General features: G+C 31.1%; 14 protein-coding genes. 4 read left to right on the forward strand and 10 right to left on the reverse strand.

The annotated features are described in order from the left end of the window. Nucleotides 1–20: 20 nt before the first annotated feature. From menA to ABMY20_RS13370, 6 genes are all read right to left on the reverse strand, one after another. Nucleotides 21–974: a 1,4-dihydroxy-2-naphthoate octaprenyltransferase gene (gene menA, locus ABMY20_RS13345; protein ID WP_349265555.1), complete on the reverse strand. Its 954-nt coding sequence runs from the start codon at nt 972–974 to the stop codon at nt 21–23. 82 nt (nt 975–1056) lie between these two features. Beyond that, a complete protein-coding gene (locus tag ABMY20_RS13350) occupies nt 1057–1461 on the reverse strand; it encodes a hypothetical protein (RefSeq protein WP_167713582.1) in 405 nt (134 codons plus the stop codon). A gap of 98 nt (nt 1462–1559) precedes the next feature. Next, complete coding sequence (locus ABMY20_RS13355) at nt 1560–2339, reverse strand: (Fe-S)-binding protein (RefSeq protein ID WP_349265541.1); 780 nt, start codon at nt 2337–2339, stop codon at nt 1560–1562. 71 nt (nt 2340–2410) lie between these two features. Beyond that, nucleotides 2411–3730, reverse strand: coding sequence for a 4Fe-4S dicluster domain-containing protein (locus ABMY20_RS13360; protein WP_047789119.1), 1320 nt, complete (start codon nt 3728–3730; stop codon nt 2411–2413). A gap of 89 nt (nt 3731–3819) precedes the next feature. After that, nucleotides 3820–4785, reverse strand: coding sequence for an MlaD family protein (locus tag ABMY20_RS13365; RefSeq protein WP_047789120.1), 966 nt, complete (start codon nt 4783–4785; stop codon nt 3820–3822). Between the two features lie 65 nt (nt 4786–4850). Beyond that, the gene (locus tag ABMY20_RS13370; RefSeq protein WP_349265542.1) at nt 4851–6035 is read right to left on the reverse strand and encodes an N-acetylmuramoyl-L-alanine amidase; all 1185 of its coding nucleotides are present in this window, start codon (nt 6033–6035) and stop codon (nt 4851–4853) included. Between the two features lie 94 nt (nt 6036–6129). Here ABMY20_RS13370 and ABMY20_RS13375 point away from each other — a divergent pair, with 94 nt between their 5' ends. Beyond that, nucleotides 6130–8832 carry a putative LPS assembly protein LptD gene (locus tag ABMY20_RS13375; protein WP_349265543.1) on the forward strand — a complete coding sequence of 901 codons (2703 nt, stop codon included), beginning with the start codon at nt 6130–6132 and terminating at the stop codon, nt 8830–8832. Nucleotides 8833–8895: 63 nt separating this feature from the next. Then, nucleotides 8896–9276: a RidA family protein gene (locus ABMY20_RS13380; RefSeq protein ID WP_159491503.1), complete on the forward strand. Its 381-nt coding sequence runs from the start codon at nt 8896–8898 to the stop codon at nt 9274–9276. A 55-nt stretch (nt 9277–9331) separates the two neighbouring features. Here ABMY20_RS13380 and ABMY20_RS13385 read toward each other — a convergent pair whose 3' ends face one another. The 3 genes from ABMY20_RS13385 to pfkA all read right to left on the reverse strand — a co-directional run bounded on the left by ABMY20_RS13385 (nt 9332) and on the right by pfkA (nt 11760). Then, nucleotides 9332–9694, reverse strand: a complete 363-nt coding sequence (locus tag ABMY20_RS13385) for a methylglyoxal synthase (RefSeq protein ID WP_047789122.1) — start codon at nt 9692–9694, stop codon at nt 9332–9334. A 66-nt stretch (nt 9695–9760) separates the two neighbouring features. Beyond that, nucleotides 9761–10753 carry a type I glyceraldehyde-3-phosphate dehydrogenase gene (gene gap, locus ABMY20_RS13390; RefSeq protein ID WP_047789123.1) on the reverse strand — a complete coding sequence of 331 codons (993 nt, stop codon included), beginning with the start codon at nt 10751–10753 and terminating at the stop codon, nt 9761–9763. A 23-nt stretch (nt 10754–10776) separates the two neighbouring features. Then, the gene (pfkA, locus tag ABMY20_RS13395; protein WP_047789124.1) at nt 10777–11760 is read right to left on the reverse strand and encodes a 6-phosphofructokinase; all 984 of its coding nucleotides are present in this window, start codon (nt 11758–11760) and stop codon (nt 10777–10779) included. A gap of 129 nt (nt 11761–11889) precedes the next feature. On the opposite strand from pfkA, the gene ABMY20_RS13400 reads away from it, so the two are divergent. Next, nucleotides 11890–13617 (forward strand): sodium:solute symporter family protein, encoded by a 1728-nt coding sequence (locus ABMY20_RS13400; protein ID WP_349265544.1) that lies wholly within the window; start codon nt 11890–11892, stop codon nt 13615–13617. Between the two features lie 37 nt (nt 13618–13654). Here ABMY20_RS13400 and ABMY20_RS13405 read toward each other — a convergent pair whose 3' ends face one another. Then, nucleotides 13655–15025 (reverse strand): tetratricopeptide repeat protein, encoded by a 1371-nt coding sequence (locus ABMY20_RS13405; protein ID WP_159614760.1) that lies wholly within the window; start codon nt 15023–15025, stop codon nt 13655–13657. Between the two features lie 195 nt (nt 15026–15220). Here ABMY20_RS13405 and ABMY20_RS13410 point away from each other — a divergent pair, with 195 nt between their 5' ends. Continuing rightward, nucleotides 15221–15562, forward strand: coding sequence for a DUF2853 family protein (locus ABMY20_RS13410; protein ID WP_047789126.1), 342 nt, complete (start codon nt 15221–15223; stop codon nt 15560–15562). Nucleotides 15563–15607 lie beyond the last annotated feature (45 nt).

Here is a 15607-nt window from a genome sequence, read left to right on the forward strand (position 1 = left end):
TGTTAAATTTTCTTGGGAAGTTACAAAATTTGACCTAATCCGAATAAAATTGAAAACAAAAAGGTACTAAGAGCTACTTTTTTTAACTCTCCATCTAACAACGCTTCTTCTTTGTTTTTATAGACAAAAACTAAATGTTTTAGTAGAGGAATATAAGCTATAATAAATAAGAATTGATATGGTGACTTAAACGTAATTAGCGTGTACAGTAATGCAACTATAAAAGACGCTACAATTAAAAAGTAATGATACATTTTTGCAGATTCTGCTCCCATTTTTACCACAAGCGTATTTTTTCCTGATACCGCATCATTCTCTCTATCTCGCATATTGTTTAAGTTCAATACCGCTGTACTCAACAATCCAACTGTAATTGCTGGTAAAAAAATGATAAAGTTCAATTGTTTTGTATATAAAAAATAGGTTCCAACGACTGCTAACAATCCGAAAAAGATAAAAACAAAAACATCTCCAAATCCGCTATAACCATAAGCTGATTTCCCAACGGTATATTTTATGGCTGCTACTATCGAAGCTATTCCTAACCCGAAAAAAATTATTGAATACAAAAAGTTGTCTTTTCCAAAGGAAACATAAATTAGTAGTAGTGCAATAATAGTTGTAATAACTCCTGTAACAATCATTGCATTTTTCATTTGCTTTGGAGTAATCACTCCTGAAGCTACCATACGTGCTTCTCCTTCTCTTTCATTATCCGTCCCTTTTACCCCATCTCCATAATCATTAGCAAAATTAGATAACACTTGAAAACCAATTGTCGTTAGAATTGCTAACCAAAAGATAGAAGATTCTAATATATTTTTTCTTCCAACATAAATCGTTGTATCAAGAAGAGTTGAAGATACTTTCAAAAAAGATTCATTTAATCCTAAAAAGGCTCCAACAATAATTCCTGAAACAGATAATGGTAAAGTACGTAAACGTGCTGCTTTTATATAGTTTTTCATTGAGATAGTATGATTTTCAAAGATAAGTTTTTTAGACATAAAAAAAGGAAAGCTAAGCTTTCCTTTTATCTTCAACTATATGAATCGTTTATTTATTTACTACAGCATCAAAACCTACTTTTGTTCCTGGTTTATCTATAAAATATTCTCTTTTGTCTACCAAAACATTATCTCTAAGAATTTCCATTGTTATTGTATAAACACTAAAATTATCTGTGGCTTTATCTTCATATTCAAAAGCTAAATTAGCTGCAAAATTAATTTCATCTGTATACGATTTCTTATAAGGAAAAACATTAGTTGTAGTAGTATTATCGTACTTAAAAAAACCTGATTCTAGAAAAACAGTTTTAATTCTTCCATTGTTGTCATTACTTGTACTCGTAATATTAAATGTTATTGTTGCCAAGTTTCCATTTCCATCAAGAGATAAATCGGTATCATCACACGATATTAATAACACTAAGCATAAAAAGGTAAAAAGGTATCTCATTCTTTTTTGTTTTTGAATTATTTTTCAACAAACTTACTACAAAGAAAAAAGTGTGCTACTCTCGTAACACACTTTTAAGAAAACTTTATATTTCTTTACTAAAGGTTATTTGCTTCTGCAATTAACTCTGCGATGTCTTTTACTTGTATTTGCGATTCTTTTTCTTTGAATTTTACACCGTCAGTCATCATGGTATTACAGTAAGGACAACCGGTAGCAATAATTTGTGGATTTGTTTCTAAAGCATCTTCTGTTCTTAACACGTTAATATCTTTATCTCCTCTTTCAGGTTCTTTAAACATTTGTGCCCCTCCAGCTCCACAACATAATGCTGTTGACTTATGACGTTTCATCTCAGTCATTTTTACTCCTAAACGACGAATTAATTCACGTGGACTTTCATATACATCATTTGCACGTCCTAAATAACATGGATCGTGATACGTTAAACGCTTACCGTTTAAATTTTCATCTTCAATAGTTAAACGTCCTTCTTTGATTAACTTGCTAATATATTGAGTATGATGATATACTTTATACTTTCCTCCTAATTCAGGATATTCATTTTTTAATGTATTAAATGAATGCGGATCGCAAGTTACAATTGTTTTTATTTCGTAAGCGTTTAAAATTTCAATATTTGTAACAGCTTGCATTTGAAATAAAAACTCATTCCCTGCTCGTTTTGCTGCATCTCCTGTTGAGCTTTCTTCGATACCTAATACCGCAAAGTCAACTCTTGCTTGTTGTAATATTTTTACGAAGGCTCTTGTTATTTTTTTTGCTCTATCATCGTAACTTCCTGCGGCTCCTACCCAAAATAACACTTCAGGTTGTTTTCCTTGAGCCATCATTTCTGCCATTGTTGGTACTACCATAAATTGTGAGTTTTTAAATTATGACTTACGCTTTACATCTTACTCGTAATTCATAATTAATTATTAAAAAATTATTCTTCGTCTTTCCAGTTTAATCTATCCATTTGACTATACTGCCATGGTGCTCCGTTATTTTCAATATTGGTCATCATCATATTTAACTCTTGCGGAGCTGCAGATTCTTCCATTACTAAATAACGACGCATATCCATAATAATAGATAATGGATCAATACCAATAGGACACTCTTGTACACAGGCATTACAACTTGTACAAGCCCATAATTCTTCTGGTGTTATATAATCATTTAATAATTGTTTTCCATCGTCTTTAAATGTACCTCCATTTGCATCAATATTTTTTCCTACTTCTTCTAAACGGTCACGTGTTTTCATCATAATTGCACGTGGTGATAATTCTTTTCCTGTTAAGTTTGCTGGACAAGATGAAGTACAACGTCCACATTCAGTACATGTGTAAGCATTCATTAACTGTACCCAATTTAGATCGGTCACATCAGAAGCACCAAATTTCTCAGGTTCTCCTTCTTCTTCTCCATCTTCAGGCATAGCATACGGATCAGCATCTGGATCCATCATCATCTTTACCTCTTTTGTTACAGCTTCTAAATTATTAAACTGTCCTTTGGGTTTTAAATTTGCATAGAATGTATTTGGGAAAGCTAATAATATATGTAAATGCTTAGAATAATATAAATAATTTAAGAATATTAAAATTCCTATAATGTGTAGCCACCAAGCTGTTTTCTCAATAGTATGTAAAGATTCATTAGAAAAACCATCAAACCAAGGAGCTATAAATTGAGAAACTACATTTCCTACTCCAGCCTCTTGAAAAGTAACATCTGTAGCATTCATTACTAAGAATAAACTCATTAACACCATTTCAAAATATAGAATAATATTTCCATCATTCTTAGGCCAACCTTCCATTTCTTTATTCCAAAAACGTTTCACTTTTTCTATATTTCTTCGGAACCAAAAAATCGTTACAGATATTAAAACAAGTACTGACAATACTTCAAAGTTACCTATTAAGAAACCGTATAATGTATTACCTATTATTGGTTGAAAAACACGATGTGTTCCTAATAATCCATCAATAACAATCTCTAACATTTCGATATTAATCAGAATAAACCCAACATATACAACAACATGTAAAATACCTGAAACAGGACGACGTACCATTTTATATTGTCCTAAAGCTATTTTAGCCATATTTTTCCATCGTTCTGGCTTTCTATCAGTTCTATCTACATCTTTTCCTAATTTAATGTTTCGTATTAGCTTACGAACATTCATTACAAAATACCCTATAGCTGCAATTAAAATAATTGCAAAAAAGAGGTTTGGCAAGTAATTCTCCATTGTCTTTAATTAATTTTTTTACTCTATTTATAACTATTTACTTCTTCAGTTTTTAAGAGGTTATAGAATATTTTTAGTTGTTGTTTTATTTAGTTGTTACTTGTATTGCTTTGATTGTTTTCTTCGTTATATGGTTTTGGCTTTTTTCCGAATAATGAGAAATGTACAAAACGTTTTGGGTTTAATTTCATTTCTCTTAATAGTTCTTCTAATTCTTTTGAGGCATTTGTTAAATTAGTATACATTTTATCATCAGTCATTAACTTTCCTAAAGTTCCTTTTCCTGATTTCATGTTGGCTAACAAGCCATTAACATTTGCAAGAGTTGCTTCAAGCTTTTTTACCGATTCTCCTAAATTAGCTTTCGCCAAATCATCAGATACTTTTGAAAAGTTATCTGTAATTTTTTTAGTATTCTCAAAGGTTTTATTTAAATTTTCTTTATTATTTGCCAGTAATGTATTAACCGAAGCTAAAGTTTTACGTACATCATATATGGTACCTTCTAAGCCTAATATACTTCTATTTAAGCTTTTTCTTGATTTTTCATCTAATACTTGATTAAACCCAATAAGTAAGGAGTCTGCTCCTACTAATACGTTTTCTAATTTAGCTTGAATGGGGTTTAATTTCTCTCCAACAGATGAGAATATGTCCGATTCAACTTCTCCGTTTAAGTAATCTCCTGATTTTGCTACTTCTCCGTCATACTTAGGCACAATTGCTAAGTTTTGCCCTCCCATTAAGCTTGCCGAATATATTTTAGCGATACTGTTTTTAGAAAAATTAAAGTCAGTGTCTAATGAAATTTTCACTATTAAATTTCCTTTTTTATCTGGGTTTTGATTGAAACGAATTTCATCAACTTTTCCAACTTTCAATCCATTAATAGTAACTGAACTTGCTTCATTTAGACCATTGATATTATTGTACTCTACAAAAAAGTGCCTTGTGTTTGCACTGAACAAATCTTGTCCTTTTAAGAAATTATAACCCCAAATAAATAGTGCAATAACAACGACAGCAACAATTCCTGTTTTTAGTTCTTTAGACATAGAATATATTTATACGAGCGAAAATAATAATAATTTTGCGAGTATATATATAGAATACCTCTAAATTAACGGTTTTTCAATGCTTCTTTTATTGAAATTCGTTTTCCGTTTTTAAAAGCTACAATCCAAGCATCTTTATAACCTTTACTTCTTACTTTGGGTAAAACTTTTTTTATTTCTGACAAACTTGGTAAGTTTCCATAATAATATTTATAATAATTATCTATAAATAAATACTCTACATTTTCTAATCCTTTAAAACTACTTGTTGAAAGTTTTTTTCTTGATGCGGCTACTTGTATTCTAAACATCACTTTAGCAGATATAGGTTTTGATAGAGATGCTTTTTTTTCTAAAATGTTATCTTTTTTTACAACTTGTATATCTTTTTCTGCAACCTTATTTACTACTTCATTTTCAACTAGCGGTGCGTTTACCGTTATAGTTTCACTAATTGTATTTAATTTTAACCGTTCAAAGTATTTTCTAATTGCCTGCGCTATTGATTTTGCCATCTTTAGCTGCCCTTTTCTAGAGTTTAAAAACTTTCCTTCATTTTTATTTGTTAAAAAACCTAGTTCTATTAAAACACTGGGCATTACTGTTTCTCTTAAAACTAAAAAATTTGCTTGCTTTACTTTTCGATTATTTCTTTTTATTGCTACAAAGTTATTTTGTACCAAACCTGCAATACCTAAACTATTCTCTAAATTTTCTTCTTGAAGTACAGATAATCCAATAACTGATTCTGGTGAATTCGGATCATAATCGTAATTTTGTTTATAATTGTCTTCTAATAATATTACCGAGTTCTCTTTTTTAGCAATCTCTAAGTTTTCTTTGTTTCCACTCAATCCTAAAACAAACGTACTTGCTCCATGCGGATCAGATCTTCTAAAAGCATCACAATGTATAGATACAAATAAATCTGCTTTTTTATCATTTGCAATTTTAGCTCGATTATGTAATTCTACAAAAACATCTTTTTTTCGAGTATAAACTACTTGTATATCTTTTGATGTTGATAGCTCTTTTCCTACATCTAATGCTACTCTTAAAGCTATGTTTTTTTCTCTGTAACCATTCCCTAAGTTTCCAGGATCTTTACCTCCATGACCAGCATCTAAAACAACAGTATACTTTTTTTGAGCTGAAACCGACGCTATACTCCCTAACAAAACTGTTAAAAAAGTAAGAATAATTAAGCATGATTTTGATATATTATATTTACGGAAATTTAAGAATTGCATCAATAAAATTTAACTATTTTTGGTTTTTAAAATATAGGCATTCAAATAACACGCCAAAGTTTTTAAATATAACACAAAAATAGTATTAATAATATTGCGAGCAAATCCAACTTACATACTTTTAGCCCTATCTCTTTTTTGTTTTCAATTAAGTATTGCCCAAGAACCTATTAAGGAGGCTATAAATATTCAAAAAACTAATAAAGATTCTACATATAATACTGCTAAAGATACTTTAATAGGGTTAAAAAATAACGACCTTGTTTATAAGAAAAGAGACACAATTGTTAATGACTCTATTAAACCTAAAGAAGTTATTGATGGTATTATTACCCACGATGCTGAAGATTACACCATACAAAGTACTAAAAATAAAACAATTACTTTATACAACAAAGCTCATGTAACATACACCGATATTGATTTAAAAGCTGGAATTATTATTTTAGACTATAAGAATAATATGGTATATGCTAAAGGTATAAAAGATAGTACAGGATACCATCAAAGACCTCAGTTTAAACAAGGTGGACAAGAATCGGAACAAGATTCTATTTTATTTAACTTTAAAACTAAAAAAGCTTTAGTTTACGGTGTTAAAACAAATCAAGGTGGAATAATTACTTATGGTGAAAAAACAAAACGAGTAAATGACTCCACTATATACATGAGAAGGTTACGATTTACCACTTCAAAAAAGAAAATACCAGATTATTATATTCAAACAAATAAAGCAAAACTAGTACCTGGTAAGAAAATTATAGTTGGTGGTAGTAATTTAGTATTAGCAGATGTTCCTACTCCTGTATATTTACCCTTTGCTTATTTTCCTTTAACAGACAAAAGAACTTCTGGTTTTATTATTCCTTCTTGGGGGGAAAGTAATAACCAAGGTTTTTTTATGCAAAATGGAGGTTATTACTTTGCACTAAGTGATTACTTTGATTTAACTGTATTAGGAGACTTATACACCAATGGCAGTTGGGGGTTAAATGCTTCCTCTAACTATTATGTGCGCTATAAATTTAGTGGAAGTTTTAGTGCTCGTTTTGAAAACATTATTCAAGGAATACGTGGTCTCAGCGATTATCAAAAATCCACCAATTTTAACCTTAGATGGACTCATAGTCAAGATTCTAAGGCGAGTCCAAACTCTCGTTTTTCTGCCTCTGTTAACTTAGGTAGCAGTAAGTACTACCGTCAATCTTTAAATGAATTTAATAGTTCTCAGTTCTTAAACAACACATTAAATTCGTCTATTTCTTATTATAAAAATTTTGTAGGCACTCCTTTTAACCTTAGCGTAACTGCTACTCATTCACAAAACACCAATACAGAATCAATTACTATGACGCTTCCTTCTTTACAACTTAATATGGATCGTATTTATCCATTTGCAGGTAAAGGAGGAATTAAAAAGAATCCTATTCAAAAAATGGGATTGAATTATAGTATGCAGGGGCAATATCAAATTAACACCACAGATGACGAATTTTTCACTGCTAAAATGTTTCAAACGGCAAAAAAAGGGATTCAACATAATTTAAGCACCAACACCAGTTTAAAAGCTTTTAAATATTTTACACTATCACCTAGTGTAAATTATAAAGATGTTTGGTATTTTGACCAAATTAAAAAGAGATATGATCCTACCGCAGTAAACAAAGACGGTAATTTAGGAGCGGCAGTTAACGACACTATTAGTGGTTTTACACGTTATAATGAATATAATTTTGGTGTTTCTTTATCTACCAATATTTATGGTACATTTAACTTTAAAAAAGGACGTTTAAAGGCTATTCGACATACAATTAGACCCTCTATTTCATACGGATATCGTCCAAATTTTGCTGATGATTACGATTTAACAGTACGCCAAAGTTCTGATCCAAGTGACTTACTAACCTACTCTCCCTTTGAAGGCGGTATTTATGGAACACCTGGAAGTGGAGTTTCAAACTCTATTGGTATTTCTGTAAACAATGTTTTAGAAGCTAAAGTAGCCCCAAAAGACCCCGATAGTGATGAAGAAGACAAAAAAATCACCATTCTTAACAACTTAAATTTTAGCACAAGCTATAATTTAGCCTTAGACAGTGTACGTTGGTCTCCTGTAAGAGCCAACGCTGGTACACGTCTTTTTAAAGATAAACTAGCTTTAAATATGAATGCTACCTTCGACCCATATCAAGTAAACAGTAAAGGCCAAAGAATAAATAAAATTAATGGCAATATCTTTAGAATGACTAACTTGGGAGTAACAGCTAATTACTCTATTTCTAGTAAAGATTTTGAAAAAAACAAAGATGGTGGAGATAGTGATGATGATAAAAACGGTAATGGAGCACAAGACACTCCTGATGTTTTTGGGGAAGGTATAGGACCTACTAATGGATTTCCTAACAACACTAATAACAAAAATGAAGAAAGCGAAACAAAAGAAACAGAACTATACAAAGCCAAAATACCTTGGACTCTTAATTTAGCTTACAGTATGAGTTATACAAATAACGGGTTAACAAGTCAAATAGGTAATAATACATTAATGTTTAGCGGCGATGTTGAACTTTCGCCTAAATGGAAAGTTGGTTTTTCTTCTGGTTACGATATTAAAGACAACGCTTTCACCTACACTAGATTAAACTTTTCTAGAGATTTAGATAGTTGGCGATTCAACTTTAACTGGACTCCTTTTGGTGTTAATTCTTCATACAATTTCTTTATTGGAGTGAAATCTTCAGTATTGAGCGATTTAAAGTGGGATAAAAATAAACCACCAGATAGAGTTTTATTTTAGAAGTTAGAAAAATCTAACTTTTCCCTTTTAACAAAGCAAACAACTTTATAAACTCAAACTAAAATGAAAAAAATAATCACAACAGACAAAGCTCCAGCTCCAATTGGTCCATATAACCAAGCTGTACTTAGTGGAAATACTTTATACACTTCTGGACAAATAGCTATTAACCCTGAAACTGGCGAATTAGTTTTAGATTCTATTGAAGCAGAAACCAAACAAGTAATGCAAAACATGAAAGAAGTATTAGCTGCTGCTGGTATGACTTTTGAAAACGTTATTAAAACTTCTATTTTTATTTCAGACATGCATAACTTTTCAAAAATTAATGCTGTTTACGGTGAGTATTTTAATGACGCTACAGCTCCTGCTCGTGAAACAGTAGAAGTTGCTAACCTCCCTAAGTTTGTAAATGTAGAAATTAGTATGATTGCTGTTAAGTAAGACAATCCCAAAACATGAATAAATAAAAAATCCACTTTTGAAAGTGGATTTTTTATTATATCGCTTTTATTAATAATTCTGCCGTTGATGGATTTGTTGCTAACGGAACATCATGTACATCACACAAACGCATTAACATAGAAATATCTGGTTCGTGTGGATGCTTTGCTAAAGGGTCTCTAAAAAACAATACCATTTGGCATTTCCCTTCTGCTACTCTACCAGCAATTTGCGCATCACCTCCAATAGGTCCTGATAAAAATTTTGTTACTTCAAAACCTGCTTTTTCTGCTTTTTCTCCTGTTGTACCTGTAGCTATTAACCGAACACTTTTTTGACGTAAAACTTCTTTGTGTTCATTTAAAAACTGAACCATTTCAGCTTTCATTCCATCATGTGCTATAATTGCTATTTCCATAAATAGTGTTTAAAAAAGTATTCCCGCCAAAAGCGGGAATACAATATTACAAAATATTTTATGCTTTTATAAAGAAGCCGAATACTCTAATAAATCTACAATTTTAGTAGCATATCCATACTCATTATCATACCAAGAAATTACCTTGAAAAAGTTCTCGTTTAACTCTAAACAAGCATCAGCATCAATTACAGATGTTCTTGTTTCTGAAACAAAGTCTTGTGACACCACCTCATCTTCAGTATATCCAATAATCCCTTTAAACTCTCCTTCTGAAGCCTCTTTTAATGTTGCTAAAATTTCTTTTAACGAAGTCGCTTTATCTGTTCTAAACGTTAAATCTACTAAAGAAACATCTGCCACAGGAACTCTAACTGCCATACCCGTTAATTTACCTTCTAACTCTGGAATAACTTTCGTTACTGCTTTTGCAGCCCCTGTTGACGTAGGAATAATATTATTTACTACCGAACGTCCTCTTCTCCATTTCTTATTAGGTCCGTCAACGGTGTTTTGTGTTGATGTTGCTGCATGAACTGTAGTCATTAATCCCTCTTTCAATCCAAAATTATCGTGGATAACTTTTGTTAATGGTCCTAAACAGTTTGTAGTACATGAAGCATTTGAAAAAATAGTTTCATCAGCTGTTAACTCTTTATGATTTACTCCCATTACATACATATTAGCATCTTTTGAAGGTGCTGAAATAATTACTTTCTTCGCTCCACCTGTAATATGCATTGCTGCTTTATCTTTATCAGTAAAAAAACCTGTAGATTCGATTACATATTCTGCTCCTGCTTCATTCCATTTAAGGTTCTCAGGGTTTCTTTCAGCAGTGATTCTTATTGTTTGTCCATTTACAACTAAATTTCCATCTTTCACTTCAACATCTCCTTCAAATCGTCCATGAACAGAATCATACTTCAACAAATAGGCTAAATAATCTACATCTAACAAATCGTTAATAGCCACAACTTGAATGTTGTCTCTTTTTATTGCAGAACGGAATGCTAATCGACCAATTCTTCCAAATCCGTTAATTCCTATTTTTATCATTATTTAAAATTTTATATTCTTGTTTAAGTGGTCATAATATCTGATACGCGTAATAATTCGGTATCAATATTATGTTGACCTTTGATTGCTTTTTCTAAATCGGTAGAAATTACTTTATTATCTTTTAACCCTACCATCAAGTTTGTCTTTCCATCAAGTAAAAGTTCTACAGCACTTACTCCTAATCTACTTGCTAAAACTCTATCAAAACATGATGGAGAACCTCCTCGCTGCATATGTCCTAACACAGAAACCCTTACTTCATATTCAGGTAAGTTTTCTTCCACATAATCAGCTAATTCAAATACATTTTTACCAGTTTTATCTCCTTCCGAAACTACTACGATACTTGACGATTTCCCTGACCTTCTACTCTTCTTCAAAGATTCCAACATTCTTTCTAACCCTAAGTCTTCTTCAGGAATTAAAATCTCTTCTGCTCCTGCTCCAACACCAGCGTTTAATGCTATAAATCCTGCATCACGCCCCATAACCTCAACAAAGAAAAGTCGATTATGAGAAGATGCAGTATCTCTAATTTTATCAATTGCTTCTACAGCTGTATTCAAAGCTGTATCGTAACCAAGTGTATGACTTGTTCCTGAAATATCATTATCTATGGTTCCAGGAATTCCTATTATAGGAAAATTGAACTCTTGATTAAAAATAACTCCTCCTGTGAAAGAACCATCTCCCCCAATCACCACTAAGGCATCTACATTGTTCTTTTTTAGACTTTCATAGGCTTTTTGACGTCCTTCTTTAGTTCTAAAATCTTTTGAACGAGCCGATTTTAAAATGGTACCTCCCTTGTGAATAATATTATTAACACTTCTAGCGGTCAACGGAATTAAATCTCCTTCAATCAACCCTTGATATCCTCTATAAATTCCCATACAATCCGTTCTGTAATAAGCACAAGTCCTTACAACAGATCGTATCGCGGCATTCATTCCTGGAGCATCCCCTCCAGAAGTCATCACTGCTATTTTTTTAATTTTTCTCATAAAACGAATATCAAATTTACTCAATTTTAGTCATTTTTTAATAAAAAACAATAAATTCATTTTGCTTTTTAATTGAAGTTTAACGTTTAATATTATTTGGTTACTTTTAGCCAACAAATAAAACAAACTATGTTATTAACCTCTCTTGATTATATTATTATTTTCGGTTTTTTTATTCTTTCATTGCTTATTGGTCTTTGGAGTTCAAAATCAGCAGGAAAGAACAGTTCCGAATTCTTTTTATCAGGAAGAAATATGCCATGGTGGTTGTTAGGGGTTTCTATGGTTGCAACTACATTTGCTGCTGATACTCCTGGATTGGTTACTGAATTAGTTAGAGAAAACGGTGTTTCTGGTAACTGGGTTTGGTGGGCAATGCTTCTTACAGGAATGCTTACCGTATTTTTTTATGCTAAACTATGGAGAAAATCAGGAATAACTACCGATTTAGAGTTCTATGAGCTACGTTACTCTGGTAAGATGGCTAGCTTTTTAAGAGGCTTTAGAGCTATTTATTTAGGTGTAATTTTTAACGTAATTACAATGGCAGGGGTTTGTTTAGCCGGAGCTAAAATTGCTAATATTTTATTAGGCATATCACAAGAAGAAACACTTTTTTATTCTTCAATAGTTATTGTTATTTACTCTTCTTTAGGTGGATTAAAAGGTGTTTTACTTACTGATTTTGTCCAGTTTTTAATTGCTATGGTTGGTTCTATTTGGGCTACTATATATATTGTTGGTTTACCAGAAATTGACGGATTTTCAAATTTATTGACACATCCTAACGTAAGTGACAAACTAGCAATGTTTCCTGATTTCTCAGATAAAGAAGCATTAATTACTTTATTTATAATTCCTTTTGCTGTACAATGGTGGAGTACTTGGTATCCTGGAGCTGAACCTGGTGGTGGTGGTTATATTGCGCAACGTATGTTAGCTGCTAAAGATGAAAAAAATGCTACTTGGGCTACTTTATTTTTCAATTTTGCCCATTATGCATTACGACCTTGGCCATGGATTATTGTTGGACTTGCTTCATTAATTATTTTTCCAAGTTTGGATAGTATGAATCAAGCATTTCCTAGTTTAACAACTGAAATGCAAGGACACGATGTGGCTTATGCTGCAATGATGACCTACTTACCTGCTGGATTATTAGGAATCGTATTAACCTCTTTAATAGCTGCTTTTATGAGTACAATTTCTACTCAATTAAATTGGGGAAGTTCATACATCGTAAATGATTTTTACAGTAGATTTATCAATAAAAATGCTTCTGAAAAGCAAAAGGTAGTAGTTGGAAGAATATCAACTATAGTTTTAATGTTGTGTGCTGCTCTTTTTTCTTTCTATTTACAATCAGCTAAAGGAGTTTTCGATTTGCTGCTACAAATTGGTGCAGGAACTGGACTGTTATTTATTTTACGTTGGTTTTGGAGTAGAATTAATCCATATAGTGAAATTGCTGCAATGGCCATATCTTTTATAATTGCTGTTTTCTTTTTTATCAATGGAAAAATGGAGATTCCATTTACTCAAATTGCGGGATATTGGCAATTAATCATTGGCGTTTTGGTTACTACTGTAGGTTGGGTTATTGTAACTCTTTTAACAAACCCCACCAATACTAAAACCTTAGAAAAATTTGATAGTCTTATTTTTGAGAACGAAAATAAATTTAAAAATGTTGGATATAAAATTTTAGGGTTTATAACTGGAACTATAGGTATTTACAGCTTCTTATTCGCCTCTGGAAATTGGATTTATGGTGAAACAACTCTAGCTGCAACACTTTCAACAATCTCCTTAATTTGTATTTTAATTTTAAGAAAAATATGGAAGTTTGTTTCTTAACACAATTAATACTTACTAGTGTTAAACATGAAAGCCTTTATTGAACAGCTTTATCGTAATTAGATATAATTTTTTTTATTCTTTTATTTTCAAAAACAGAAGGAAATAAATCCTTAACAATTGTATGATATTCAAAATCGATGGCTAAAGCATTATTCAAATGAGCCACTCCATACTCTTCTTTTCCTAGAATCATAAACAATCCGCAAAGTCTATACTCAATTTCTGCAAATTCTTTATACGTTTTTTTTGCCTGGATTAATATCTTAAGTGCTTGATTAAATTCTCCTAAAAACAATAAAATATCTACTAAAGCAATGTAAATTTCAATCTCTTTATCTCCTAAAGATAAGCAGGTTTTAAAAGCTTTAACTGATTCTTCGTAAAAATTAAGTTTTAAATTAATATCTCCATAACGCCTCCAATATAAAACATTTGATTCATCTATATGAATTGCTTTATTTATATAGTACAATGCTTTTTCATAATTTCCTTGATTATAACAAGCATTTGTTAGTAAAACCCAGCCTCTATCTAAAAGAGGGTCTTCATGTACTGCCTTTTTATAAAAGTGTATTGCTGTTTGTGTGTTTTCAAGTTTATCATAACACTCCCCAATCCTTATATAAGCATAAGCCGTTGGGTCATCTAATTCTAGTGTAACCAAATAATTATCTATTGCTTCTTCATAGCGCTTTAATTCTTCTAAGGATTTTGCCTTTTCTAAATACCCCCCTATAAAACTGTCATCAATCAATACTGCATAATCAAAAGCTGTTAATGCTTCTTTAAACATTCCTAGTTCAAAATATTGTCTTCCTAATTGATGCCATGCGACTTCACAATATGGATTTTTATCTAAATACGAATTTAAAAATTTTATTGCGTCTTCATGACTACCCTCCATATCAAAACAATAAACTATATTGTACAACGATGAATAATCTTCATAATCTACCTCAATACACTTTGCAAAATTCAAACGTGCATTTTCAAAATCATCAAGATACAAGTACTCCATACCTATCATAGACCAAACATCAGATGGATCTTCTATATACTGTAAAGATTCTTTTAAAATAGCAATTGCTTCTGTGTGCTGTTTCTTTTTAGATAATATAATTGCTTTTTGGATAAATACTTCATCATTATGAGGTTCTACAGCTTCGATATTAGACAACATCTTAATTGCTTCATGCAATTCATCTTCAAAAATTAAAATTTCTACTTTCATTAATTTTAATTGAATTGAAGACGGATGCTGCTCTAAACCTAACTGTACGGCTTTTTTTGCCAACGACTGCTTACCTATATTTAAATAATGCTCTATAATTGTCTCAAACTCTACAGCATCGAAAAAATATACCTCGTTGGTTTTCAACATAGATTCAAATTTTGATATTGACATGGGCTACAGATTTGAATTTATATAAAGTTACTGCAAGAATAATACCTATTTACTGGTATGTTTATTTCTTTTCAACAATTTAATTAACAATATAAAACATTCGTTTTTATTAAAAATAAGTTATTTGAAAGAGTTAATTATTTTTCTATCTTTGAAAGAACATAAAAATTAATATCTAATTTTAAACAAAAAATCATGAGTAAATTTGACGAAAAAGTGGCGCTTTATAAAAAGTTTATGGACGATAGAGATATTCGTTCTAACACTGATTTATTAACTGCTGTAACAAAAGGACTAGGCCCTTCTATTTATAAAAAAGATGCTGAAACCGTATCTGGAAGTGACCCTAAAGAACTAGAAACTGTTAAGAAAAACTTCTTAATGAAAAAATTAGGTTTAGCTGATGGACCTGAATTAGATAAAGCTATTGGAGAAGTAATGGAAAGAATTGGAAAGTCGGAAAGAAATAAGTATCGTGCGGTTGTATACTACATGTTGGTTAAGAAATTTGATAAAGAGTCTGTTTACGGAATGTAATAACCTCTCTTTCTAAAAAATATAAATCCTGTATTTAAGTTTTAA

Source organism: Tenacibaculum sp. SSH1-16 (assembly GCF_040104435.1).
Classification (GTDB): Bacteria; Bacteroidota; Bacteroidia; order Flavobacteriales; family Flavobacteriaceae; genus Polaribacter; species Polaribacter mesophilus.

What these genes read in the sequence shown, in the direction of transcription:
- ABMY20_RS13370 (WP_349265542.1), bottom strand. Translation starts at nt 6,035, where the DNA reads ATGCAATTCTTAAATTTCCGTAAATATAATATATCAAAATCATGCTTA.
- ABMY20_RS13350 (WP_167713582.1), bottom strand. Translation starts at nt 1,461, where the DNA reads ATGAGATACCTTTTTACCTTTTTATGCTTAGTGTTATTAATATCGTGT.
- ABMY20_RS13380 (WP_159491503.1), top strand. Translation starts at nt 8,896, where the DNA reads ATGAAAAAAATAATCACAACAGACAAAGCTCCAGCTCCAATTGGTCCA.
- ABMY20_RS13355 (WP_349265541.1), bottom strand. Translation starts at nt 2,339, where the DNA reads ATGGTAGTACCAACAATGGCAGAAATGATGGCTCAAGGAAAACAACCT.
- ABMY20_RS13400 (WP_349265544.1), top strand. Translation starts at nt 11,890, where the DNA reads ATGTTATTAACCTCTCTTGATTATATTATTATTTTCGGTTTTTTTATT.
- ABMY20_RS13410 (WP_047789126.1), top strand. Translation starts at nt 15,221, where the DNA reads ATGAGTAAATTTGACGAAAAAGTGGCGCTTTATAAAAAGTTTATGGAC.
- gap (WP_047789123.1), bottom strand. Translation starts at nt 10,753, where the DNA reads ATGATAAAAATAGGAATTAACGGATTTGGAAGAATTGGTCGATTAGCA.
- pfkA (WP_047789124.1), bottom strand. Translation starts at nt 11,760, where the DNA reads ATGAGAAAAATTAAAAAAATAGCAGTGATGACTTCTGGAGGGGATGCT.
- ABMY20_RS13405 (WP_159614760.1), bottom strand. Translation starts at nt 15,025, where the DNA reads ATGTCAATATCAAAATTTGAATCTATGTTGAAAACCAACGAGGTATAT.
- ABMY20_RS13385 (WP_047789122.1), bottom strand. Translation starts at nt 9,694, where the DNA reads ATGGAAATAGCAATTATAGCACATGATGGAATGAAAGCTGAAATGGTT.
- ABMY20_RS13360 (WP_047789119.1), bottom strand. Translation starts at nt 3,730, where the DNA reads ATGGAGAATTACTTGCCAAACCTCTTTTTTGCAATTATTTTAATTGCA.
- ABMY20_RS13365 (WP_047789120.1), bottom strand. Translation starts at nt 4,785, where the DNA reads ATGTCTAAAGAACTAAAAACAGGAATTGTTGCTGTCGTTGTTATTGCA.